This is a genomic window from Variovorax sp. CCNWLW225, assembly GCF_037204045.1.
Lineage (GTDB): Bacteria > Pseudomonadota > Gammaproteobacteria > Burkholderiales > Burkholderiaceae_C > Variovorax.
Genome location: NZ_JBBCBV010000005.1, coordinates 155,135 through 157,519, shown reverse-complemented (window position 1 = coordinate 157,519; position 2,385 = coordinate 155,135). Strand labels below are relative to the sequence as shown.

General features: G+C 66.4%; 1 protein-coding gene. It reads right to left on the bottom strand.

Features of this window, described 5'->3' with window-relative positions; translation table 11 throughout:
- Positions 1 to 84: 84 nt before the first annotated feature.
- Positions 85 to 2,286, bottom strand: a complete 2,202-nt coding sequence (locus V9L20_RS12175; protein ID WP_337296791.1) for a TonB-dependent siderophore receptor — start codon at positions 2,284 to 2,286, stop codon at positions 85 to 87.
- Positions 2,287 to 2,385 lie beyond the last annotated feature (99 nt).

Here is a 2,385-nt window from a genome sequence, read left to right as displayed (position 1 = left end):
CGGCAGGGCAAGGCCGAGCAGCCGCGCAAAAAAGGCCGGATGCCCGCGAGGGCATCCGGCCTTGGCTCTTTGGGGCCGAAGGGCTTACCAGCGATAGGTGGCCGTTGCCACCGCCGTGCGCTGCGTGCCCAGGTAGCAGTAGCCGTAGGCGCAGTTCGCAACGTAGGTCTTGTTGGTCAGGTTGCGCAGGTTCAGCGCCAGCGTCCAGCGGTCGATGTCGTAGCCGATCATGGCGTCCAGCAGCGTGTACGAAGGCACCTTGGCCGGCGCGACGACTTCCGCGTCGCCGCGGGTCGAGCCGTTGAAGCGCACGCCCGCGCCCACCTTCAGGCCGTTGCTGAAGCGGTAGTCCGCCCACACCGAGAGGCGGTTGCGCGGAACGGACATCGCCTGCTTGCCGATTTCTTCGGCGCGGCTGCTGGCCGTGACGATGGCGCGCGGCGTGTAGGCGTAGGAGGCCGTGAGGTTCAGGCGCGGCATGAGTTCGGTGGTGGCTTCGAGCTCGAGGCCCCGCACCGAGATCTCGCCGGTCTGCTTCGGCATGAAGGTCGCGTCATACGTGATGTAGTTCTTGCGGCGCAGGTCGAAGATGGCCGCGCTGTACAGCGACTTGCCGCCCGGCGGCTGGTAGCGGATGCCGGCCTCGTACTGGCGGCCGCTTTCAGGCTTGAAGGGGGTCCGGGTGGCCGGGTCGAGCGCGCCGATGGGCGCGAACGACTCCGAGTAGCTCAGGTACGGCGCCAGGCCGTTGGGCGCCAGGTAGACCAGGCCCGCGCGCTTGGTGAACTTGTGTTCCGAAATGCGCTGCGTGGAGCCATCCAGGCGGCTGTAGTTGGTGCTTTGCGCCGTGTCGTAGCGCCCGCCGATGGTGAGCGACCAGCGGTCGCCCCACTTGATCTGGTCCTGCAGGTAGATGCCGGTCTGCGCGAGCCGGCTCACACCGTTGACGTAGGGCTGCGGAATATCGATGGTGCCGCCGTACACAGGCGCGTAGATGTCGAGCAGCGGCGTACCAAAGGGGCTGCTGTAGGTGTACTGGTCGATGCGGGTGCGCTGGTAGTCCAGGCCCACCAGCACCTTGTGGCGCCAGTCGCCCGAGCGCAGGTCGGCCTGCAGCTGGTTGTCCATGGTGACCGACGAGGTGCTTTCCTGGCTGCCGAAGACGCCGCGGTTCAGGTAGCGGTAGTTCTCCGCGCTCAGCGCATTGGCCGGGTCCATGGGAACGAAGCCCGGCGACTGCAGGGCGCGGTAGTCGACCTCGAGCTTGCCGTAGCGCAGCTTCTGGCGCACGGTGAAGGTGTCGTTGAAGCGATGCTCGAGCTGGTAGCCGATCATCTTCTGGTCCTGGTTGAAGTGATCGAAGTTGGGATCACCGACGTTCAGGTCGCTGGGAATGTAGGTGCCGATGCGCGTCGGCGTGAGCGAGCCGGCCGCGGGGCGAATGCGGCTGTAGGCGCCGGCGCGGTTCTTCTGGTACTGGGCCAGCAGCGTGAAAGTGGTGTCGCTCGATGGCTTCCAGGTGATCGAGGGCGCAATGTAGGTGCGGTCGTCGCGCGAGCTGCCGCCGGGGAGCTGGGCGTCGCGCACCACACCGGTAATGCGGTAGAGCACCTTGCCTTCGGCATCGAGCGCACCCGAGAAATCGCCGGCCACCTGGCGGCGGGCGTCGTTGCCGTACTGCAGCTGGATCTCGCGCACGGGCTCTGCCGTGGGCAGCTTGCTCGCAATGTTGACCACGCCGCCCGGGCTTGCCATGCCATAGAGCACCGAGGTGGGGCCGCGCAGAACTTCGATGCGTTCGCTGCCGTAGTTCTCGGTTTTCCAGACGCCCCACGTGCCGTTGTTGCGCAGCGGCAGGCCGTCCAGGTAGAAGCCCGGCGCATAGCCGTCAAAGCCGCGGATCGAGATCCAGTCGTAGCGCGAATCGGCGCCGAAGGGCGAAATGCTCACGCCCGGGGTGTAGCCGAGCGCGTCCTTGACGGTGGTGGCGCCGATGGCGTCCATGCGGTCGGCCGTGATGACCGAGATCGACTGCGGCGTCTCGACGATCGGCGTGTCCGTCTTGCTGCCGGCCGTGCTGCGCTTGGCAAGATAGCCGTTGACCCGGCCCGTGGCGGATTCTTCCGTGTCGGCGTTCACCGTGATGGCGGGCAGCGTCGAATCGCCGGCCCGCTGCTGCTGTCCAGTCGCCTGCGCCAGGGCGCTCACGCTGCAAAGGGAAAAGGCCGTTCCGAAGGCCGTGGCGAGCGCGGCATTCAATAGACGTTGACGGGGCAGGGGACGCATAAAGTTGATACTCCAGGTGCTTGAATACGACGTGTTCACGTTGCGACGCCCAAGGCCGGCCGGTTTCGGCACCTTGGCGCTTCCATACATGAGACGTTT

Coding starts and splice junctions, on each gene's coding strand:
- V9L20_RS12175 (WP_337296791.1), bottom strand. CDS start 2,286: ATGCGTCCCCTGCCCCGTCAACGTCTATTGAATGCCGCGCTCGCCACG.